This is a genomic window from Pantoea sp. GABEPS69 (assembly GCF_045780835.1).
Classification (GTDB): Bacteria; Pseudomonadota; Gammaproteobacteria; order Enterobacterales; family Enterobacteriaceae; genus Pantoea; species Pantoea septica.
In genome coordinates, this window is record NZ_CP118618.1 from 1257110 (window position 1) to 1278637 (window position 21528).

Sequence of the window (21528 nt, forward strand, 5' to 3'; positions counted from 1 at the left end):
TTTGAGATGACTTTAAAAGATATTGTCGTTGGCTTCGGCACGACAGTGCGCAGTATCTGGATGATCGGCATGCATGCCTTCGCCAAACGCGAAACGCAGATGTATCCCGAAGAGCCGGTTTATCTGCCGCCGCGCTATCGCGGTCGCATCGTGCTGACGCGCGATCCCGACGGCGAAGAGCGCTGCGTCGCCTGTAACCTCTGCGCGGTGGCCTGTCCGGTTAGCTGCATCTCGCTGCAGAAAGCAGAGACCAAAGATGGCCGCTGGTACCCGGAATTCTTCCGCATCAACTTCTCGCGCTGCATCTTCTGCGGAATGTGCGAAGAGGCGTGCCCGACCACCGCGATTCAGCTGACGCCCGATTTCGAGCTGGGCGAATTCAAGCGCCAGGATCTGGTGTATGAAAAAGAGGATCTGCTGATCTCCGGTCCGGGCAAATATCCCGAGTACAACTTCTACCGCATGGCAGGTATGGCGATCGAAGGGAAAGAGAAGGGCGACGCCGAAAACGAAGCCAAACCCATCGACGTCAAAGGCTTGTTACCTTAAGGAGCCCGGCATGGAAATTGCGTTTTATCTTTGCGGACTGGTGGCGGTGCTGACGACGCTGCGCGTCATTACCCACACCAATCCGGTACATGCGCTGCTGTACCTGATCGTGTCGCTGCTCTCCGTTGCGGGCGTCTTCTTTTCCCTCGGCGCCTATTTCGCCGGCGCGCTGGAGATCATCGTTTACGCCGGCGCCATTATGGTGCTGTTCGTCTTCGTTGTGATGATGCTCAACCTGGGCAACGCCACGGTGAAGCAGGAGCGCGACTGGCTGCAGCCCTCGCTGTGGATTGGTCCCGGCATCGTCTCGCTGCTGCTGCTGGTGGTAATGGTGTACGCCATTCTGACCGCCAACGATCAGGGCATAGACGGCACGGTCATCGACGCCAAAGCGGTAGGCATCAGCCTGTTCGGTCCTTACGTTCTGGCGGTAGAACTCGCCTCTATGCTGCTGCTGGCGGGTCTGGTGGTGGCGTTCCACGTCGGACGCGAAGAGCGCCAGGGCGAAGTGCTGAGCAACCGCGACGCCAATAAGGAGGAGCACGCATGATCCCGTTACAACACGGCTTAATTCTTGCCGCCGTGCTGTTTGTCCTTGGACTGACATCACTGGTGATACGCCGCAACCTGCTGTTTATGCTGATCGGCCTTGAAATTATGATCAACGCGGCCGCGCTGGCGCTGGTCGTCGCAGGCAGCTACTGGGGACAGGCGGATGGGCAGGTGATGTATATCCTGGCGATCAGCCTTGCGGCGGCGGAAGCCAGCATCGGCCTGGCGCTGCTGCTCCAGCTCTATCGTCGTCGTCAGACGCTGAACATTGATACTGTGAGCGAGATGCGCGGATGAATCTTCTCTACTTAACAATCCTGTTTCCGCTAATCGGCTTCCTGCTGTTGGCGTTTTCCCGTGGTCGCTGGTCGGAGAACCTGTCGGCCGCGATCGGTATGGGCTCGGTGGGCCTGGCGGCGCTGGTGACGCTCTATGTCGGCATCGACTTTTTCGCCAATGGCCAGCAGCCCTTTAACCAGGCGCTCTGGACCTGGATGCAGGTCGGCAACTTCGACATTAAAGTCAATCTGACGCTCGACGGGCTGTCGCTCACCATGCTGTCGGTGGTGACCGGCGTCGGCTTCCTGATCCATATGTTCGCCTCCTGGTATATGCGCGGCGAAGAGGGCTACTCCCGCTTCTTTGCCTACACCAACCTGTTCATCGCGAGCATGGTGGTGCTGGTGCTGGCCGACAACCTGATGCTGATGTATCTCGGCTGGGAAGGGGTGGGGCTCTGCTCCTATCTGCTGATCGGCTTCTACTACAGCAACCCGGAAAACGGCAAAGCGGCGATGAAGGCCTTTATCATCACCCGCGTCGGCGACGTCTTTCTCGCCTTTGCGCTGTTTATCCTCTACAACGAACTGGGCACGCTCAACTTCCGCGAGATGATGGAGCTGGCACCGCAGCACTTTGCGGCGGACAACCATATGCTGCAGTGGGCGACGCTGATGCTGCTGGGCGGCGCGGTGGGTAAATCGGCGCAGCTGCCGCTGCAAACCTGGCTGGCGGACGCGATGGCCGGTCCGACGCCGGTGTCGGCGCTGATCCACGCCGCGACCATGGTAACCGCGGGCGTCTACCTGATCGCCCGCAGCCACGGCCTGTTCCTGCTGACGCCGGACGTGCTGCATCTGGTCGGCATCGTTGGTGCCATTACGCTGGTGCTGGCGGGCTTCGCTGCGCTGGTGCAGACCGACATCAAACGCGTGCTGGCCTACTCGACCATGAGCCAGATCGGCTACATGTTCCTGGCGCTCGGCGTGCAGGCGTGGGACGCGGCGATTTTCCACCTGATGACGCACGCCTTCTTTAAAGCGCTGCTGTTCCTCTCTTCAGGTTCGGTGATCCTCGCCTGCCATCACGAGCAGAACATCTTTAAAATGGGCGGCCTGCGTAAGAGCATTCCGCTGGTTTACGCCTGCTTCCTGGTGGGCGGCGCCGCGCTGGCTGCGCTGCCGCTGATTACCGCAGGCTTCTACAGTAAAGATGAAATCTTGTTTGGCGCGCTGGCGAACGGCCACATCAATCTGATGATGGCTGGCCTGGTGGGGGCCTTCCTGACCTCGATTTATACCTTCCGCATGATCTTCATCGTGTTCCACGGCGAAGAGAAGATCCACGCGCATGCGGGCAAAGGGATTACTCATCATCTGCCGCTGATCGTGCTGCTGGTGCTGTCGACCTTCGTCGGCGCGCTGATCACGCCGCCGCTGGCGGGCGTGCTGCCGCACAGCGAAACCGGCGAAGCGGGCAAGGTCGGACTGGAGATCGCCTCCGGCGTGGTCGCCGTCGTCGGTATCCTGATCGCCGCCGCGCTCTGGCTGGGCAAACGTCAGCTGGTCAACCGCGTCGCCAACAGCGCGCCGGGCCGCTTCTTCGGCACCTGGTGGTTCGCTGCCTGGGGCTTCGACTGGCTCTATGACAAAGTGTTCGTCAAACCCTATCTCGGTATCGCCTGGCTGCTGCAGCGCGATCCGCTGAATGCGGTGATGAACCTGCCTGCGCTGGTGTCGCGTATCGCCAACAAAGGTCTGGTGGTCAGCGAAAACGGCTATCTGCGCTGGTATGTCGCCTCGATGAGCGTAGGCGCCGTAGTAGTGCTGGCGCTGATGCTGGTGGTGTAAGGTTGATGAGCGGGGCGGCTCGGCGAGTCGCCCCAGGTCAAGAATGTTAAAAATTGCCCAATATGAGGGCGTTATCGGCGCAGTTAGTTTTGGCACCGCCAGCGCGCAGCAACCGGAGCGTACTGAAGTACGTGAGGATTGCGAGCACTGCCGGAGGCAAAAATGACAAGCAAGATAGCCCGAAAACAGGCAGAAAAAAGGGAAAGACTTCAGTGCTACTACCTTGGCTAATAATCATTCCATTCGTCGGCGGCTTGCTCTGCTGGCTGGCTGAGCGCCTCGGCGCGAAAACGCCGCGCTGGATAGCCCTGATCACCATGGGCCTGACGCTGGCGATTTCGCTGCAGCTCTGGCTGCAGGGCGGCTATTCACTGACGCAGGCCGCAGGCATGCCGCAGTGGCAGTCGGAGTTCTCCGCCTCCTGGATCCCGCGTTTCGGCATTAATTTCCATCTGGCGCTGGATGGCCTGTCGCTGCTGATGGTGGTGCTGACCGGACTGCTCGGCCTGATGGCGGTGCTCTGTTCCTGGAACGAAATCGAGAAGTATCAGGGCTTCTTCCATCTCAACCTGATGTGGATTCTGGGCGGCGTCATCGGCGTCTTCCTGGCGATCGATATGTTCCTGTTCTTCTTCTTCTGGGAGATGATGCTGGTGCCGATGTACTTCCTCATCGCGCTCTGGGGTCATAAGGCATCCGACGGTAAAACCCGTATCACCGCCGCCACCAAGTTTTTCATCTATACCCAGTCTTCTGGTCTGGTGATGCTGATTGCCATTCTGGCGCTGGTGTTCGTGCACTACAACGCCACCGGCGTCTGGACGTTCAACTACGAGCAGCTGCTGAAAACGCCGATGTCGCATACGGTGGAATATCTGCTGATGCTGGGCTTCTTTATCGCCTTCGCGGTAAAAATGCCGGTGGTGCCGCTGCATGGCTGGCTGCCGGACGCCCACAGCCAGGCGCCGACTGCAGGTTCGGTTGACCTCGCCGGCATCCTGCTAAAAACCGCCGCTTACGGCCTGCTGCGCTTTAGCCTGCCGCTGTTCCCCAACGCCTCGGCGGAGTTTGCGCCGATCGCCATGTGGCTGGGCATTATCGGCATCTTCTATGGCGCCTGGATGGCCTTCTCGCAGACCGATATCAAACGCCTGATCGCCTACACCTCGATCTCCCATATGGGCTTCGTGCTGATCGCTATCTACACCGGCAGCCAGCTCGCCTTCCAGGGCGCAGTGGTGCAGATGATTGCGCACGGCCTCTCCGCCGCCGCGCTCTTTATTCTGTGCGGTCAGCTCTATGAGCGTCTGCATACGCGCGATATGCGTCAGATGGGCGGTCTTTGGTCGCGCATTAAGTGGATTCCCGGTCTGTCGCTCTTCTTTGCGGTCGCGAATCTGGGGATGCCAGGCACCGGTAACTTCGCCGGCGAATTTATGATCCTGACGGGCAGCTTCCAGGTGGTGCCGGTGATTATCGTTATCGCCACCTTCGGCCTGGTGTTCGCCTCGGTCTACTCGCTGATCATGATGCAGCGTGCCTACTACGGCGAAGCGAAGTCGAAAGATCCGCTGCCCGGCATGTCGCCGCGTGAATTTACGATGATTATGGTGCTGGTGGTCCTGCTGGTGCTGCTGGGCGTTTACCCGCAGCCGATTCTGGATACGTCCCATGCCGCCATGAGCAATATTCAGCAGTGGTTTACCGCTTCAATTTCAACTACAAGGCCGTAATTCGCCATGACAATAACTTTTCAACAATTGATCGCGTTGCTGCCGCTGTTGATCGTCGGATTGACGGTGGTGGTTGTGATGCTGTCCATTGCCTGGCGACGCAACCATTTTGTTAACGCCACGCTGACGGTCATCGGTCTCAACCTGGCGCTGGTTTCGCTCTGGTTTGTGGGGCAGGCGGGCGCCATGGACGTGACGCCGCTGCTGCGGGTCGATCCTTACGCCGTGTTCTACACCGCGCTGGTGATCCTGGCGAGCCTGGCGACCTGTACCTTCGCCTATCCCTGGCTGGCCGGTTTCCCGGACAACAAGGATGAGTTCTATCTGCTGGTGCTGATTGCGGCGCTGGGCGGCATCGTGCTGGCGAGCGCCAATCATCTGGCATCGCTGTTTATCGGCGTCGAGCTGCTGTCGCTGCCGCTGTTCGGCATGATCGGCTACGCCTTCCGCCAGAAACGTTCGCTGGAAGCGGCGCTGAAATATACCATTCTGTCGGCGGCCGCCTCCTCTTTCCTGCTGTTCGGCATCGCGCTGATCTATGCCGATTCCGGCAGTCTGAGCTTCGTGAAGCTGGGAGAGAGCCTGAACGACGCCATGATTCAGCAGCCGCTGCTGCTGGTGGGTCTCGGCATGATGATTATCGGCCTCGGCTTTAAGCTGTCGCTGGTGCCGTTCCACCTCTGGACCCCGGACGTCTATCAGGGCGCGCCTGCGCCGGTGTCGACCTTCCTCGCCACCGCCAGCAAGATCGCCATCTTCGGCGTGATTATGCGTCTGTTTATGTACGCGCCGCTGACCGACAGCGAGGCCGTGCGCACGGTGCTGGGTCTGATCGCCTTCGTGTCGATTCTGTTCGGCAACCTGATGGCGATTTCGCAGAGCAACATTAAACGTCTGCTGGGCTACTCCTCGATTGCGCACCTCGGCTATCTGCTGGTGGCGCTGATCGCGGTGAAAACCCATCAGCTGTCGCTGGAGACCGCCGGCGTTTACCTGGCGGGCTACCTGTTCAGCAGCCTGGGTGCGTTTGGCGTCGTTAGTTTGATGTCCAGCCCGTACCGCGGCCCGGACGCCGATTCGCTCTACTCCTATCGCGGCCTGTTCTGGCACCGTCCGGTGCTGTCGGCGGTGATGACGGTGATGATGCTGTCGCTGGCCGGCATTCCAATGACGCTCGGCTTTATCGGCAAATTCTACGTGATCGCTTCCGGCGTCAACGCGAAGCTGTGGTGGCTGACGGCGGCTGTGGTTGTCGGCAGCGCCATCGGCCTCTACTACTATCTGCGCGTGACCGTGAGTCTCTACCTCAGTCCGCCGGAGCTGCATACGCGCGACACCCCGGCCAACTGGGCGTTTACCGCTGGCGGCGTGGTAGTGCTGATTTCAGCGATTCTGGTGCTGCTGCTCGGCGTTTATCCGCAGCCGCTGATTACGCTGGTGCAGATGGCGCAGCCGCTGATGTAAACTGCGTTTACCCTTGTGAAATCAGGCCCACGGGCCTGATTTTTTTTGCCTTCAGGAGAGCCTATGGATATCAGCTGGCAGGACAGACATCATAGCGAACTGAGCGCGCAGCAGCTTTATGCGCTGCTGGCGCTGCGCTGCGAAGTGTTCATTGTGGAGCAGACCTGTCCCTATCTGGACGTCGACGGTCAGGATCTGGTGGCGGATAACCGCCATATTCTGGGGATGCGCGGCGACGAGCTGGTGGCCTACGCGCGTATTTTGACGCCTGCGGACGAGGCCGCCCCGGTGGCGATTGGGCGCGTGATCGTCTCCGCCAGCGCGCGGGGAATCAATCTTGGCAACCGGCTGATGGAGCAGGCGCTGCGCAGCTGCGAAAGGCACTGGCCGGGGCGCGGGGTTTATCTGTCGGCGCAGGCGCACCTGCAGGATTTCTATGGGCGCCTCGGTTTTCAGGCGGTCGGCGAGATCTATCTGGAAGACAATATTCCGCATATTGATATGCGCAAATAAAAAAACGGCGAGCTAAAAAGCTCGCCGTTTCTCTTTTAGCCAACCGTCATCTGGCGGTCATCAACATATTTGCGCTGATCCGCCGGCGGCGGGAAATACTGATAGAGCCAGGTCTCGCTCAGGGTTTCATCTTTCGTGCGCAGGAACAGACGCATCTCAACCGGCGTAGTGGCGTCGCTCTCTGGATACCAGTCGAACAGGATGCGATAGCCGTTCATCGGCTCGACGTAGAGGATTTCCACCTGCTTAAAGGTGCCGGATGACAGGGTAATCACCGGCTCGATGCCCTTCGGCGCGGCCGCTTTTAAATCGCCGCCGACGAAATCGATGGCGAAGCGACGGCACCACGTCTCAGGGAAGTGCTCGCCCGGCGCCCAGCCTTCTGGGAAGCCGCCGATGCCGGTGCGGGTGGCGTCGACGCGCGCGAGACCGCTGCGCACCGGCGGCAGGCCGCTCCAGTAAAGTTTGTAGGAGAAGCTGAACTCGCTGCCCCCCTTCACCGGCTCGGACGGCTGCCAGAAGCAGACGATGTTATCCAGCGTTTCGCCGGTGGTGGGGATCTCCATCAGATTAATGGCGCCTTTGCCCCATTTGCCGACCGGCTCGACCCACAGGCTGGGACGCTTGTCATACCAGCCGATAACATCCTGATAATCCTTGAAATCGTGATTGAGCTGCAACAGGCCGAAGCCGCGCGGGTTCTCATCCTGATAGGCGTTAAACTGCAGCTTCTGCGGGTTATTCAGCGGACGCGCGATCCACTCGCCGCTGCCGCTCCACATCGCCAGGCGATCGGAGTCGTGGATCTGCGGATGATAGGTGTTGCACATACGGCGCTCGTTGGTGCCGCAGCTGAACATACTGGTCATCGGCGCGATGCCGAGCTGGCGGATCTCTTTGCGCGCATAGAGATGGTTCTCCACCTCCATGACTACGCGGTTCGCCTCGCAGTGAATAGTGAACTTATAGGCACCGGTAATGCTGGCGCCGTCCAGCAGGGCGTAGGCGACAAAGGTGGTGTCGTCTGCTTTCGGCGTTTCGAACCAGAATGCGGTGAAGTCAGGAAACTCTTCGCCGCCGTTGCTGAAGGTATTGACCGCCACGCCGCGCGCGGAGAGGCCGTACTGATAAGTGTCGTCCACGGCGCGGAAATAGCTGGCGCCAAGGAAAGAGACGATATCGCGGCGCGCCAGCTCAGGTTTTTTAAAGGCGCGGAAGCCGGCGAAGCCGAGATCGTTTTTGCCCACCAGCTGCTGCGTATCCACCTTCGCGTTGTTGTAGTTGAACAGTTCCGGGCGGAAGTGGATCTCGCGCGCTTCGCGGCTGTCGGCGTCGACCGAGAACATGCGGATGCGGCGCTTAAAACCCATGCCGACGTGGAAAAACTGCACGTCGAGCTGACGATCGGGGATGTTGTTCCACAGCGAGTGACCGGCGTCGTACTGAATTTCGTTGTACGCCTGCGGCGTCAGCGTCGCCAGCGTCTCTGGCAGCGCGCCCGGCGCGCCACCCCAGGGCTGCTTCGCCAGCGCGGCGGCTTTCTTTTTCAGTACATCGAAATCGAAGCGCACGGCGGCACCGTCTGCAATGCCATCTTCTGCCCAGGCGGATTGCGCAAACAGCGTGGACAGGCCGGTCATGCCGCTGACGGCGGAGAAGGCCATTGACGCTTTCATAAACATTCTTCGATTCATGCCAGAAATTATTCCTTAGCGTTCGAGTGTGTTGTGACTGTCCTGCTCTGCGCGCAGGTGATGTAAAAGCGCAGATAACAGCAGGGTACGACAGTCTGCCAGGTGAAAAATTCAGTCCGCCTTAAATTTATCAGATTAATCAAGAAGGCCGAGGGATTTCGTCAGAGGTCGCGCTAAGGGAAACTCGGGGGAATCCTGGTGAAACCATCCTGCAAACGGCGATTTTGCCGCTATAGTTAAAAGACTGCTTTGTAAATGACACGGAGGAAATGATGGTAAAAGAGACAGAAGCTTTCGACACCAATCTGGATGATGATTTGGCGCTGTTGACCGAGACGCTGGAAGAAGTGTTGAAGTCGTCAGGCGATCCGACCGATCAGAAGTACATCGAGCTCAAAACCAAAGCGGAGCAGGCGCTGGAAGATGTGAAGTCACGCGTAAGCCAGGCTTCCGACAGCTACTACTATCGCGCGAAAAACGTCGCCTACCGCGCCGACGACTACGTGCATGAGAAACCCTGGCAGGGTATCGGCATCGGCGCAGCCGCCGGTCTGGTGCTGGGCCTGCTGCTGGCGCGTCGCTAAGACGAGCTGCTCAAAACGGCGGGGCGACCCGCCGTTTGTTTTTCCCTTCCTCGCATTCTTTTCTTGTTTTGCCCCTTACTGCTCGCTGACGCGAAATGCGCACTATTGTGTTGAGTTTACTTAACGCGCTTCCTACAGTAGATCGATGGACAAAAGGAGATGACAACGTGATAAGAGTCGAGATGCTGTCTACAGGGGATGAGGTGCTGCACGGCCAAATCGTCGATACCAACGCCGCCTGGCTGGCGGATGTGCTGTTTCAGAACGGGTTGCCGATGAGCAGCCGCAGCACGGTAGGCGATTCGCTATCGTCGCTGGTGGAAACGCTGCAGGCGCGCAGCGAGGTGGCGGATGTGCTGATCGTCAACGGCGGCCTCGGCCCGACCAGCGACGATCTCAGCGCGCTGGTGGCGGCGAAAGCCAGCGGCGTCGAGCTGGTGATGCATCAGGCGTGGCTGGACAACATCGAGGCCTGGTTCGCCAGCCGCGGCCGCGTGATGGCGGCGAGCAACCGCAAGCAGGCGGAGATCCCTGCCAATGCCGAAATGCTGGATAATCCGGTCGGCACCGCCTGTGGCTTTGCGCTGCGGCTAAATCGCTGCTGGATCTTCTTTACGCCCGGCGTGCCCTCTGAGTTTAAGGTGATGGTGGAGCAGCAGATTCTGCCGCGCCTCAAGCAGCAGTTCGACCTGCCTGAACCGCCGCTCTGCCTGCGCCTTACCACCTTCGGCCGCGGCGAGAGCGATATCGCCGCCGAGCTGGAGCCGCTGGCGCTGCCGGAAGGCGTGGTGATGGGCTATCGCTCTTCAATGCCGATTATCGAAATCAAACTCACCGGACCGGCCTCCCAGCGCGTGGCGATGGAGCAGGTCTGGCAGCAGGTGCGTCTGCTGCTGGCGGAGTGCACTATTTTTGAGGGCACGGAAGGCCTGCCGGCGCTGCTGGCGCGCGAACTCAAGGATCGCGGCTTCCGTCTGGCGCTCAGCGAGCAGTACACCGCCGGATTACTGCACTGGCAGCTGGCAGCGGCAGAGGTGCCGCTGAGCGCGGCGGAAATTCTGCCGGCGCATCAGGAGGGGCTGGAGGAGCAGGTGCAGCGCACGCGCGCGCTGGCGGCGCACCAGGGTACGGTGCTGGCGCTGTCGACCGGCGCGCTGGAAGAGGGCGAAGTGTCGCTGGCGCTGCATACGCCGGAAGCGAGCTGGGGACAGCGGGTGAAGTTTACCCACGGTCGGCACAATCTGGAGACGCGGCAAAAGGTGGTGGCGATGATGGCGATGAATATGCTGCGCCGCTGGCTGCACGGCAGCGAGGTCAGCACCGGCCACGGCTGGATTGACGTGCTGGAGTCGGTGAAGCTGTAAAACAGGGTAGCGGAGGCGTCTGTCGCTTCGTGAGCCCACGCGGAAGGCAGGAAGCGATCGCAAAGACGCAAAAAGCGGCATCCATGCTAGCTCGGCCCGCGCCATCCCTGGCGCGGGACGCTTTGCTCTTCGCTTCCTGCCTTCCGCGTTTTGACTATTGCGTGGTCTGTGAGAGCAAAGAAGCCAGCTACAGCTCGATTTCAATCTCGCCTTTCGCCAGACAGCAGCAGGGCAAAATCTCGCCCTGCTCCACAAACGCCAGCGGCGTTTCGGCATAGTGAACTTCGCCCTTCACCAGGCGCGTGCGGCATGAACCGCAGTAGCCTTCGCGACACTGAAACTCCACGCACAGGTTATGCGCTTCCAGCGTCGTCAGTAGGTTAGGGTGATGCTCTGCGCACTCCAGCCGCTGGCCGGAGCTGCGCAGGATAATAACGGCACGGCTCATACTTACAGCTGGAAATCGTTAAAGTCGTCTTCGCCTACTTCTGAGTCGATCTGACCCACCAGGTAGGAGCTCACTTCCACTTCCTGCGGCGCGACCTGCACGTTGTCCGACACCAGCCAGGAGTTAATCCACGGAATCGGGTTAGAGCGCGTCTGGAACGGCAGATCCAGGCCCACCGCCTGCATACGGATATTGGTGATGTACTCGATGTACTGGCAGAGAATATCTTTGTTCAGGCCGATCATCGAACCGCCGCTAAACAGATATTCTGCCCACTCTTTCTCCTGCTCGGCCGCCTTCTTGAACAGATCGAAACACTCCTGACGGCATTCGGCGGCGATCTCTTTCATCTCTGGATCGTCTTCGCCGGTGCGCATCAGGTTCAGCATATGCTGGGTGCCGGTCAGGTGCAGCGCTTCGTCACGGGCAATCAGACGGATAATCTTGGCGTTGCCTTCCATCAGCTCGCGTTCGGCGAAGGCGAAAGAGCAGGCGAAGCTGACGTAGAAGCGAATCGCCTCCAGCGCGTTAACGCTCATCAGGCAGATATAGAGCTGCTTTTTCAGCGCGCGCAGATTCACGGTCACGCTCTTGCCGTTAACCTGATGGGTGCCTTCTCCCAGCAGATGCCAGTAGTTGGTCATCTCGATCAGATCGTCGTAGTACTTGGAGATATCCTGCGCGCGCGCGAGGATCTGCTCGTTGGTGACGATATCGTCGAACACCAGCGACGGATCGTTGACGATATTGCGGATGATATGGGTGTAAGAGCGCGAGTGGATAGTCTCGGAGAAGGCCCAGGTTTCGACCCAGGTTTCCAGCTCGGGAATGGAAATCAGCGGCAGCAGCGCGACGTTCGGGCTGCGGCCCTGAATCGAGTCGAGCAGGGTCTGGTATTTCAGGTTGCTGATAAAGATATGCTTCTCATGCTCCGGCAGCGCCTGATAGTCGATGCGGTCGCGCGAGACGTCGACCTCTTCCGGACGCCAGAAAAAGGAGAGCTGCTTTTCAATCAGCTTTTCAAAAATGTCATATTTCTGCTGGTCGAAGCGCGCCACGTTGACGGACTGACCAAAGAACATCGGCTCTTTCAGCTGATCGTTTTTATTCTGTGAGAACGTAGTGTAAGCCATACAAACTGTCCAAATGTAGACGGGGCGCAGCGCGGCCCCGTGAAATAACGCAGGCGGGAGACGCGCTCCCGCCCAACCTTAAATCTTACAAGCGCCGCTTTCGCAACCGTCATCCTGGATAGAAGGCGCCAGATCGTCCTGCGCGTCTTCCGCACCATCGCGGGTGTTTTGATAGTAGAGCGTTTTCACGCCGAACTTGTACGCGGTCAGCAGATCTTTCAGCAGCTGCTTCATCGGCACCTTGCCGTTGGCGAAGCGCGACGGATCGTAGTTGGTGTTGGAGGAGATCGCCTGATCGATAAACTTCTGCATCACGCCGACCAGCTGCAGATAACCGTCGTTGGACGGCATTTCCCACAGCAGTTCGTACTGATCTTTCAGACGCTCATACTCCGGCACCACCTGACGCAGAATGCCGTCTTTAGAGGCTTTGATGCTGATATGGCCGCGCGGCGGCTCGATGCCGTTGGTGGCGTTGGAGATCTGCGACGAGGTCTCGGACGGCATCAGCGCGGAAAGCGTTGAGTTGCGCAGACCGTGCGTCTTGATCGACTCGCGCAGGCCGTCCCAGTCCAGGTGCAGCGGCTCGTTGCAGATGCTGTCGAGATCCTTTTTATAGGTATCGATCGGCATAATGCCCTGCGAGTAGGTGGTTTCGTTGAACCACGGGCAGGCGCCTTGCTCTTTCGCCAGCTCGTTCGAGGCTTTCAGCAGGTAGTACTGAATCGCTTCGAAGGTTTTGTGCGTCAGGTTGTTAGCGCTGCCGTCGGAGTAGCGCACGCCGTTCTTCGCCAGGTAGTAAGCGAAGTTGATCACGCCGATACCCAGGGTACGACGGCCCATCGCGCCGCGCTTCGCGGCCGGAATCGGGTAGTCCTGATAGTCGAGCAGGGCGTCGAGGGCGCGTACCGCCAGGGTCGCCAGCTCTTCGAGATCGTCCAGGCTCTCGATCGCGCCGAGGTTGAACGCCGACAGCGTACAGAGGGCGATTTCGCCATTCTCGTCGTTGACATCTTCCAGCGGTTTAGTCGGCAGCGCGATCTCCAGGCAGAGGTTAGACTGGCGCACCGGCGCGATGCTGGCGTCGAACGGGCTGTGGGTGTTGCAGTGGTCAACGTTCTGGATGTAGATACGTCCGGTAGAGGCGCGCTCCTGCATCATCAGCGAGAAGAGATCGACCGCTTTTACACGCTGCTTGCGGATGCTGTCGTCTTTCTCATATTTGGTGTAGAGGCGCTCAAACTCGTCCTGATCGGCGAAGAAAGCGTCGTACAGGCCAGGCACGTCGGATGGGCTGAACAGGGTGATCTCTTCGCCCTTCAGCAGACGGGTGTACATCAGCTTGTTGATCTGCACGCCGTAGTCCATGTGACGCACGCGGTTGCCTTCCACGCCGCGGTTGTTCTTCAGCACCAGCAGACTTTCTACTTCCAGATGCCACATCGGGTAGAACAGTGTCGCCGCGCCGCCGCGCACGCCGCCCTGCGAGCAGGATTTCACCGCGGTCTGGAAGTGCTTATAGAACGGAATACAACCGGTGTGGAACGCTTCGCCGCCGCGGATCGGGCTGCCCAGCGCGCGAATGCGGCCGGCGTTGATGCCGATGCCGGCGCGCTGCGACACATACTTCACGATGGCGCTGGAGGTGGCGTTGATGGAGTCAAGGCTGTCGCCGCACTCGATCAGCACGCAGGAGCTGAACTGGCGCGTCGGGGTGCGCACGCCGGACATGATCGGCGTCGGCAGCGAAATCTTAAAGGTAGAGATCGCGTCGTAGAAGCGCTTGATGTAATCCATACGGGTGTCACGCGGATAGCCGGAGAACAGGCAGGCGGCGACCAGGATATAGAGGAACTGCGCGCTCTCGTAGATATCGCCGGTGACGCGGTTCTGCGCCAGATATTTGCCTTCCAGCTGCTTGACCGCCGCATAGGAGAAGTTCATATCGCGCCAGTGGTCGATAAAGCCGTCCATCTGCTCGAACTCTTCAACCGTGTAGTCTTCCAGCAGATGAGGGTCATATTTGCCCATCTCCACCATGCGCACCACCTGATCGTACAGCTTCGGCGGCTCAAACTGGCCGTAGGCTTTTTTACGCAGGTGGAAAATCGCCAGGCGGGCAGCAAGGTATTGATAGTCCGGCGCGTCACGCGAGATCAGGTCTGCTGCGGCCTTGATGATGGTCTCATGAATATCAGAAGTTCTGATGCCATCGTAGAACTGGATATGGGAACGCAGTTCGACCTGGGAGACAGAGACGTTGTTCAGCCCTTCAGCGGCCCAGTCGAGTACCCGGTGAATTTTATCGAGATCAATGCGTTCCTGGCGGCCATCGCGTTTAGTAACGAGCAGACTTTGATTCATGTCGCGTTATACCATCCGTAAGTGAAAAAGAGTCCCCTGTTTATTCACAGGGTTATTCAATGTGAATAATTCTGTGGATAAACACTATATGTTGGGGGTTGGGAGAGATTGAGTAACAATATGGAGGTTATTCTAGTGACCTGCCGCCAGATAACAAGACAGAAAAATGATGACCCTGGGGCTTGTATTTTGTGCGGAATTTCTTAACCCCGCGACTTATAAGGCCCAACGGCGTGTCAACTGCCAGGGTAAAAAATTCGAGATTTTGATCGACCGCTGATTTTTCGCACATCGCTGTGTTTTTTCCCGACAACCGACTAGCGGCGGAGCGACAGAGAGAGAAAAACCGATGGGGGCAAGTTAACAGGCGCGCAATCGCCTTGCGCGCCAGCGGGTTACTTTTTCACGTGACGGGTATGCACCATGTAGTTCACATCGACGCCGCGGCCGAGGCGAAACTTGTCGCTCAGCGGGTTGTAGTGCAGGCCGATGATGTGCTGCTCGCGCAGCGCGGTTTCGTCGACCCAGCCCAGCAGTTCGGACGGACGGATAAATTTCTTCACGTCGTGGGTGCCGCGCGGCACCATGCGCAGCACATACTCCGCGCCGAACACCGCCATCAGCCAGGCCTTCGGGTTGCGGTTGATGGTTGAGAAGAACACCTCGCCGCCCGGCTTCACCAGACGGGCGCAGGCGTGCACCACCGAACGCGGATCCGGCACGTGCTCCAGCATCTCCATGCAGGTCACCACGTCATACTGGCCGGCGAACGCCTCGGCGTGATCTTCTACCGTCTGCTGCACGTAGTCGAGCGTCACCCCCTGTTCCAGCGCGTGCAGGCGCGCCACCTGCAGCGGTTCGGCGCCCATATCAAGACCGGTCACCTCGGCGCCTTCGCGCGCCATGCTCTCCGCCAGGATGCCGCCGCCGCAGCCGACGTCCAGCACTTTTTTGCCGAACAGACCGTTGCTGTGCTGCGCGATAAAGCCCAGGCGCAGCGGGTTAATGCGGTGCAGAGGCTTGAATTCGCCTTCCAGATCCCACCAGCGTGAGGCGACCGCCTCAAACTTAGCGATTTCCTGCGCATCGACGTTGGGCTGCGTTTCCTGCGGTTGTGCATTCATTGAATCATTACTCCAGAAAAAATGTTGACTGAGTATAAACGCTTATTGCTTTCGGGGGCACCTTTCCGGCGCGACGAAAAGCGCCGGAAAACGGCGGTTAACGTTCACCAGCGGGCTGGTGTGTGATATACTTTCGCACCTTTAAAATCCGGGCATATGTAGAGGGAATGCGGCTCCATGAGCGACCTTGCAAGAGAAATTACACCGGTCAATATCGAAGAAGAGTTAAAGAGCTCCTATCTCGATTACGCCATGTCGGTCATTGTTGGCCGAGCCTTACCCGATGTTCGTGACGGCCTGAAGCCTGTCCACCGCCGCGTGCTCTACGCGATGAGCGAACTGGGTAACGACTGGAACAAACCCTATAAGAAATCCGCCCGTGTGGTCGGTGACGTCATCGGTAAATATCACCCGCACGGGGATTCCGCCGTTTACGACACCATCGTCCGCATGGCTCAGCCTTTCTCCCTGCGTTACATGCTGGTGGACGGACAGGGCAACTTCGGTTCCGTCGACGGCGACTCCGCCGCGGCGATGCGTTATACCGAAGTGCGCATGTCGCGTATCGCGCACGATCTGCTGGCAGACCTGGAAAAAGAGACCGTCGACTTCGTACCGAACTATGACGGCACCGAGCAGATCCCTGAAGTTCTGCCGACCAAAATCCCCAATCTGCTGGTGAACGGTTCCTCCGGCATCGCAGTAGGGATGGCGACCAATATTCCGCCGCATAACCTGACGGAAGTGATCAACGGCTGTCTCGCCTATATCGACGACGAAGATATCAGCGTCGAAGGATTGATGGAGCACATTCCGGGGCCCGATTTCCCGACCGCCGCCATCATCAACGGCCGTCGCGGCATTGAAGAGGCGTATCGCACCGGACGCGGCAAGATTTACATCCGCGCGCGCGGCGAAGTGGAAACCGACGCCAAAACCGGCCGCGAAACCATCGTGGTGCACCAGATCCCTTACCAAGTCAACAAAGCGCGTCTGATTGAGAAGATCGCCGAGCTGGTGAAAGAGAAGCGCGTCGAAGGCATCAGCGCACTGCGCGACGAGTCGGACAAAGACGGCATGCGCATCGTGATCGAAGTGAAGCGCGATGCGGTCGGCGAAGTGGTGCTGAACAATCTCTACTCGCTGACGCAGCTGCAGGTCTCATTCGGCATCAACATGGTGGCGCTGCATCAGGGCCAGCCGAAGATCATGACGCTGAAGGAGATCCTCGAAGCCTTTGTGCGCCATCGTCGCGAAGTGGTCACGCGCCGTACTATTTTCGAACTGCGCAAAGCGCGCGACCGCGCGCATATCCTTGAAGGTCTGGCGATCGCGCTGGCTAACATCGATCCGATTATCGAACTGATCCGTCGCGCGCCGAACCCGGCCGAAGCGAAAGCGGGCCTGATCGCGCAGGCGTGGGATCTGGGCAACGTCGCCGCTATGCTGGAGCGCGCGGGCGATGACGCCGCGCGTCCGGAGTGGCTGGACGACGAGTTCGGCATCCGCGACGGTCGCTACTACCTGACCGAACAGCAGGCGCAGGCGATCCTCGATCTGCGTCTGCAGAAGCTCACCGGACTTGAGCATGAAAAACTGCTCGATGAGTACAAAGAGCTGCTGGAGCAGATCGCCGAGCTGCTCAACATCCTGATGAACGCCGAGCGTCTGATGGAAGTGATCCGGGAAGAGCTGATCGCCATGCGCGACCAGTTCGGCGACGAACGCCGCACCGAGATCACCGCCAACAGCGCCGACATCAACATCGAAGACCTGATCAATCAGGAAGATGTGGTGGTTACGCTGTCGCATCAGGGCTATGTGAAGTATCAGCCGCTTTCGGACTACGAAGCGCAGCGTCGCGGCGGCAAAGGCAAGTCGGCGGCGCGCATCAAAGAAGAGGATTTTATCGACCGTCTGCTGGTGGCCAACACCCACGACACCATCCTCTGCTTCTCCAGCCGCGGCCGCCTCTACTGGATGAAGGTCTACCAGCTGCCGGAAGCGAGCCGCGGAGCGCGCGGTCGTCCGATCGTCAACCTGCTGCCGCTGCAGCCTGACGAACGCATTACTGCCATCCTGCCGGTGCGCGAATACACCGAAGGCTTCAACATCTTTATGGCGACCGCCAGCGGCACCGTGAAGAAAACGGCGCTGCAAGAGTTCAGTCGTCCGCGCAGCGCGGGCATCATTGCGGTAAACCTGCGCGAAGATGACGAGCTGATCGGCGTGGCGCTGACCAACGGCAACGACGAGGCGATGCTCTTCTCTGCCGGCGGCAAAGTGGTGCGCTTCGCGGAGAACGCCGTTCGCGCCATGGGCCGTACCGCCTCGGGCGTGCGCGGCATCAAGCTGGCGGAAGGGGATCGCGTGGTGTCGCTGATCGTGCCGCGTGAAGAGGGCGCCATTCTGACCGTGACGCAAAACGGCTATGGCAAGCGTACCGCGATTAGCGAGTACCCGACCCGTTCGCGCGCCACCCAGGGCGTGATCTCCATTAAAGTCACCGAACGTAACGGTCCGGTGATTGGCGCGGTGCAGGTGGTGGACAGCGATCAGATCATGATGATCACCGATGCCGGCACGCTGGTGCGCACCCGCGTCTCCGAGGTCAGCATCGTCGGCCGTAACACTCAGGGCGTGATCCTGATCCGTACCGCGGAAGATGAGAACGTAGTGGGTCTGCAGCGCGTGGCCGAACCGGTGGAAGAGGAAGAGCTCGACGCTATCGACGGCAGCGTAGCGGAAGGCGAGGAAGATATCGCGCCGGAAGCGGAAGCTGAAGACGACGCGCCGGAAGCGGACGAAGAAGAGTAACGCTTCACGCTTGCGCCGCCGCCAGGGAAGGCGGCACTCAATTTTACGGCAGGAAAGGGCAACCCGACCTGCCGTTGCTTTTTGCGGCGCGGCACGTTAAGCGCAGATGCCGACTGGCTTTTCTCCCCTGATAAAGCTAGTGTAATGAGCATTCTGAAGCCAGCCCGTCATTAACCTTGCCGTAGTGAGTTTCCCTTGAAATATCTGGTCTCTTTCCGAACCACGCTGCGCATCTCGCGCTACCTGTTCCGTGCGCTGGCGCTGCTGCTCTGGACGCTGGGCGCGGTGCTGACCACCTTCTTTATCATCAGCGTGCTGCATGACAAAGAGAGCAGCGTACGGCAAGAGTTCGCCAGCAACTATGGCCAGGCGGAATGGTATGTGCGCCACTCCGCCGACATAATGCGCGAGCTGAAGTACATCACTGAAAATCGCCTCACCAGCGCCAGCAGCGGCCTGGATATGATTAACGGTGTGCTGCCGGGCAAATCGACGCTGCCGCAGTTTACGCCGCTCTTTTCCGACGGCGACTGCTCCTCGATGAGCAATACCTGGCGTAACTCGCTCGATTCGCTCAGTTACTACATTAACTACTGGAAAAGCAACTTCGCCTCCACCTACGAGCTGAACCGCGTCTTTTTCATCGGCGGCGAAAGCCAGTGCCTGGCGGACTTCACTATCGGCAGCAGCAACGTGGATCGCGAACGCAGCCTCAAGGCGCTGCGCGAGCGCGTGCTGCGCTATCGCAACGGCAACGACGAAGAGCGCCGCAACCCTGTCTACTGGATTAACGCCAGCGCGCAGCCCGGTGTCGGCACCTTTTATATGATGGTGCCGGTTTACGTCGCCAATAAGCTGCAGGCGCTGCTGGGCGTCGAGCAGAATATCCGGCTGGACGAGTTTATTCAGCCCGGCAGCCTGCCGGTGGTGGCCACCATTATCGATGAAAATTACCGGCCGCTGCTGACGTCGCGTCGCGGCGGCGCCGGCTTCTCGCTTAACGATCTGTCGGACGACACCAGCTGGTTCGGTTATCTCGACGGCTATCGCCAGCTGGTGCTGAAAAAGCCGCTGCCGCCTTCCGATCTCAACGTGGTGTGGTCGGTGTCGACCCGCGTGCTGGTGGATCAGCTCAAGCTGATGATCATCAACGCGCTGCTGCTCAATCTGCTCAGCGCGATTGTGCTTTTTACCCTGGCCTGGCTGTTTGAGCGCCGGATGTTCCTGCCCGCCGAAGAGAATGCGCACCGGCTGGAGGAGCATGAGCAGTTCAACCGCAAAATCGTCGCCTCGGCGCCGGTGGGCATCTGCATTCTGCGCACCCGCGACGGCACCAATATTCTCAGCAACGAGCTGGCGCACAACTATCTGACGCTGCTGACGCAGGAAGATCGCCAGCGGCTCAATGAAATTATCGGCAGCCAGCAGGTCAACTTCGTCGACGTGCTGACCGGCAGCAACACCAACCTGCAGATCAGCTTTGTGCACTCGCGCTACCGCAACGAAAACGTGGCGATCTGCGTGCTGGTGGACGTCTCCGCGCGCGTGCGCATGGAGCAGTCGCTGCAGGAGATGGCGCAGGCGGCGGAACAGGCGAGCCAGTCGAAGTCGATGTTCCTCGCTACCGTCAGCCACGAGCTGCGCACGCCGCTCTACGGCATTATCGGCAACCTCGACCTGCTGCAGACTAAGCAGCTGCCGAAAGAGGTCGATTCGCTGGTCACCGCAATGAACAACTCGTCGAGCCTGCTGCTGAAGATCATCAGTGACATTCTCGACTTCTCCAAGATTGAGTCGGAGCAGCTGAAGATCGAGCCGCGTCCCTTCTCGCCGCGCGAAGTCCTCAGCCATATCGCCGGCAACTATCTCTCGCTGGTGATGAAAAAGCGGCTGACACTTTACTGCTTTATCGAGCATGACGTGCCGCTGGCGCTCGATGGCGATCCGCTGCGGCTGCAGCAGGTCATCTCCAACCTGCTTAACAACGCCATCAAGTTCACCCACACCGGCTGCATTATTCTGCATGCCTATGTGAAAGAGGGCTATCTGGCGTTTCGCATTCGCGATACCGGCGTGGGGATCCCAGGCAAAGAGATTACGCGGCTGTTCGATCCTTTCTTCCAGGTGGGCAACGGCGTGCAGCGCAACTTCCAGGGCACCGGCCTGGGCCTCGCCATTTGCGAAAAGCTGACCAATATGATGGATGGCGATATCGAAGTGGACTCCGAGCCCGGCATGGGCAGCCAGTTTATCGTGCGTATTCCGGTCTATAACGGCCAGCACCCTGCGCCGCCGCTGCTCGACGGGCTGCATGAAAAAAACCTGTGGATCGATATGCGCAACGACTATCTCGCCAGTTTTATCGAGCGCGATCTGCAGCAGCAGGGCATCGCTATTCAGCCGTATAACGGCAAAGGCGGCAGCGACGACGTGCTGATCACCGATTATGAGCCGGAAGGCGAGCAGACGCTGCGGGCGGTCATTATCTTCAGCGGCGCCCATATCGATATGCCGCGTGAAATCGCGCCGGGACGCTGGCTGCACAGCACGGCGACGCCGCACGAGCTGCCAAGCCTGCTGGCGCGCATCTACCGCATCGCCATTCAGAGCGACACGGCGACTAACCTTGCGCTCTCTGCGCCGGCAGAAGAGGTGATCAGCAACGACGATATTATGATCCTGATTGTCGACGACCATCCCATTAACCGCATGCTGCTGTCGGAGCAGCTCGGTACGCTGGGCTATCAGGTGAAAACCGCTCAGGACGGCGTCGACGCGCTTAACGTCATCAGCCGCAGCGAGATCGATATCGTGCTGAGCGACGTCAACATGCCGAATATGGACGGCTACCGACTGACGCAGCGGCTGCGTCAGCTTGGCCATGTTTTCCCGGTGATCGGCGTTACCGCCAACGCGCTGGCAGAAGAGAAGCAGCGCTGTATGGAGGCCGGCATGGATAACTGCCTGTCGAAACCGGTGACGCTGGACGTGCTGAAGACGACGCTGGCGGTTTACGCGGAGCGGGTAAGAAAAGCGCGGGAAGGGTAGGCGGACGTCAGC

Annotated in this window: 16 protein-coding genes; 11 read left to right on the plus strand and 5 right to left on the minus strand. The window is 59.3% G+C overall.

Annotation, left to right across the window (positions count from 1 at the left end; translation table 11 throughout):
• The first annotated feature begins 6 nt into the window (after nucleotides 1–6).
• The 7 genes from nuoI (at nucleotide 7) to PVE98_RS06065 (ending at nucleotide 6940) form a co-directional block, all read left to right on the plus strand.
• A complete protein-coding gene (nuoI, locus tag PVE98_RS06035; RefSeq protein ID WP_033750468.1) occupies nucleotides 7–549 on the plus strand; it encodes an NADH-quinone oxidoreductase subunit NuoI in 543 nt (180 codons plus the stop codon).
• Between the two features lie 10 nt (nucleotides 550–559).
• Complete coding sequence (gene nuoJ, locus PVE98_RS06040) at nucleotides 560–1099, plus strand: NADH-quinone oxidoreductase subunit J (RefSeq protein ID WP_033750465.1); 540 nt, start codon at nucleotides 560–562, stop codon at nucleotides 1097–1099.
• Nucleotides 1096–1398, plus strand: coding sequence for an NADH-quinone oxidoreductase subunit NuoK (nuoK, locus tag PVE98_RS06045; RefSeq protein WP_003854236.1), 303 nt, complete (start codon nucleotides 1096–1098; stop codon nucleotides 1396–1398). The genes nuoJ and nuoK overlap by 4 nt, the downstream gene beginning before the upstream one ends.
• Nucleotides 1395–3230 (plus strand): NADH-quinone oxidoreductase subunit L, encoded by a 1836-nt coding sequence (gene nuoL / locus PVE98_RS06050; RefSeq protein WP_033750458.1) that lies wholly within the window; start codon nucleotides 1395–1397, stop codon nucleotides 3228–3230. The genes nuoK and nuoL overlap by 4 nt, the downstream gene beginning before the upstream one ends.
• Nucleotides 3231–3442: 212 nt before the next feature.
• Nucleotides 3443–4963 (plus strand): NADH-quinone oxidoreductase subunit M, encoded by a 1521-nt coding sequence (gene nuoM / locus PVE98_RS06055; RefSeq protein WP_033750456.1) that lies wholly within the window; start codon nucleotides 3443–3445, stop codon nucleotides 4961–4963.
• Between the two features lie 6 nt (nucleotides 4964–4969).
• Nucleotides 4970–6427, plus strand: a complete 1458-nt coding sequence (gene nuoN / locus PVE98_RS06060; RefSeq protein ID WP_033750453.1) for an NADH-quinone oxidoreductase subunit NuoN — start codon at nucleotides 4970–4972, stop codon at nucleotides 6425–6427.
• A gap of 63 nt (nucleotides 6428–6490) precedes the next feature.
• Entirely contained in the window at nucleotides 6491–6940 is a 450-nt protein-coding gene (locus PVE98_RS06065) for a GNAT family N-acetyltransferase (RefSeq protein ID WP_096073515.1), read from the plus strand.
• 35 nt (nucleotides 6941–6975) lie between these two features.
• On the opposite strand, the gene PVE98_RS06070 is transcribed toward PVE98_RS06065, so the two are convergent.
• Nucleotides 6976–8634 (minus strand): glucan biosynthesis protein, encoded by a 1659-nt coding sequence (locus PVE98_RS06070; RefSeq protein WP_313619115.1) that lies wholly within the window; start codon nucleotides 8632–8634, stop codon nucleotides 6976–6978.
• A 272-nt stretch (nucleotides 8635–8906) separates the two neighbouring features.
• Between PVE98_RS06070 and elaB the strand changes: the two genes are divergently transcribed.
• Nucleotides 8907–9218: a stress response protein ElaB gene (gene elaB / locus PVE98_RS06075; RefSeq protein WP_033750444.1), complete on the plus strand. Its 312-nt coding sequence runs from the start codon at nucleotides 8907–8909 to the stop codon at nucleotides 9216–9218.
• A 167-nt stretch (nucleotides 9219–9385) separates the two neighbouring features.
• Complete coding sequence (locus PVE98_RS06080) at nucleotides 9386–10582, plus strand: nicotinamide mononucleotide deamidase-related protein YfaY (RefSeq protein WP_333620489.1); 1197 nt, start codon at nucleotides 9386–9388, stop codon at nucleotides 10580–10582.
• Nucleotides 10583–10769: 187 nt separating this feature from the next.
• Here the strand turns inward: PVE98_RS06080 and yfaE are convergent, their stop codons facing one another.
• From yfaE to ubiG, 4 genes are all read right to left on the minus strand, one after another.
• Nucleotides 10770–11030, minus strand: a complete 261-nt coding sequence (gene yfaE / locus PVE98_RS06085; protein ID WP_033750437.1) for a class I ribonucleotide reductase maintenance protein YfaE — start codon at nucleotides 11028–11030, stop codon at nucleotides 10770–10772.
• A gap of 2 nt (nucleotides 11031–11032) precedes the next feature.
• Nucleotides 11033–12163, minus strand: coding sequence for a class Ia ribonucleoside-diphosphate reductase subunit beta (gene nrdB / locus PVE98_RS06090; RefSeq protein WP_033750434.1), 1131 nt, complete (start codon nucleotides 12161–12163; stop codon nucleotides 11033–11035).
• A 78-nt stretch (nucleotides 12164–12241) separates the two neighbouring features.
• A complete protein-coding gene (nrdA, locus tag PVE98_RS06095; protein WP_048780900.1) occupies nucleotides 12242–14527 on the minus strand; it encodes a class 1a ribonucleoside-diphosphate reductase subunit alpha in 2286 nt (761 codons plus the stop codon).
• A gap of 395 nt (nucleotides 14528–14922) precedes the next feature.
• Entirely contained in the window at nucleotides 14923–15651 is a 729-nt protein-coding gene (ubiG, locus tag PVE98_RS06100) for a bifunctional 2-polyprenyl-6-hydroxyphenol methylase/3-demethylubiquinol 3-O-methyltransferase UbiG (RefSeq protein WP_033750429.1), read from the minus strand.
• Between the two features lie 177 nt (nucleotides 15652–15828).
• Between ubiG and gyrA the strand changes: the two genes are divergently transcribed.
• Together gyrA and rcsC are read left to right on the plus strand one after the other, a co-directional pair.
• The gene (gene gyrA / locus PVE98_RS06105; RefSeq protein WP_033750427.1) at nucleotides 15829–18468 is read left to right on the plus strand and encodes a DNA topoisomerase (ATP-hydrolyzing) subunit A; all 2640 of its coding nucleotides are present in this window, start codon (nucleotides 15829–15831) and stop codon (nucleotides 18466–18468) included.
• Nucleotides 18469–18663: 195 nt separating this feature from the next.
• The gene (rcsC, locus tag PVE98_RS06110; protein WP_096073512.1) at nucleotides 18664–21516 is read left to right on the plus strand and encodes a two-component system sensor histidine kinase RcsC; all 2853 of its coding nucleotides are present in this window, start codon (nucleotides 18664–18666) and stop codon (nucleotides 21514–21516) included.
• Nucleotides 21517–21528 lie beyond the last annotated feature (12 nt).

Bases quoted from the DNA above. Each gene is read 5' to 3' on its own strand.
- nuoI (WP_033750468.1), top strand. From the start codon at position 7: ATGACTTTAAAAGATATTGTCGTTGGCTTCGGCACGACAGTGCGCAGT.
- nuoJ (WP_033750465.1), top strand. From the start codon at position 560: ATGGAAATTGCGTTTTATCTTTGCGGACTGGTGGCGGTGCTGACGACG.
- nuoK (WP_003854236.1), top strand. From the start codon at position 1,096: ATGATCCCGTTACAACACGGCTTAATTCTTGCCGCCGTGCTGTTTGTC.
- nuoL (WP_033750458.1), top strand. From the start codon at position 1,395: ATGAATCTTCTCTACTTAACAATCCTGTTTCCGCTAATCGGCTTCCTG.
- nuoN (WP_033750453.1), top strand. From the start codon at position 4,970: ATGACAATAACTTTTCAACAATTGATCGCGTTGCTGCCGCTGTTGATC.
- PVE98_RS06065 (WP_096073515.1), top strand. From the start codon at position 6,491: ATGGATATCAGCTGGCAGGACAGACATCATAGCGAACTGAGCGCGCAG.
- PVE98_RS06070 (WP_313619115.1), bottom strand. From the start codon at position 8,634: ATGAATCGAAGAATGTTTATGAAAGCGTCAATGGCCTTCTCCGCCGTC.
- elaB (WP_033750444.1), top strand. From the start codon at position 8,907: ATGGTAAAAGAGACAGAAGCTTTCGACACCAATCTGGATGATGATTTG.
- yfaE (WP_033750437.1), bottom strand. From the start codon at position 11,030: ATGAGCCGTGCCGTTATTATCCTGCGCAGCTCCGGCCAGCGGCTGGAG.
- nrdB (WP_033750434.1), bottom strand. From the start codon at position 12,163: ATGGCTTACACTACGTTCTCACAGAATAAAAACGATCAGCTGAAAGAG.
- nrdA (WP_048780900.1), bottom strand. From the start codon at position 14,527: ATGAATCAAAGTCTGCTCGTTACTAAACGCGATGGCCGCCAGGAACGC.
- ubiG (WP_033750429.1), bottom strand. From the start codon at position 15,651: ATGAATGCACAACCGCAGGAAACGCAGCCCAACGTCGATGCGCAGGAA.
- gyrA (WP_033750427.1), top strand. From the start codon at position 15,829: ATGAGCGACCTTGCAAGAGAAATTACACCGGTCAATATCGAAGAAGAG.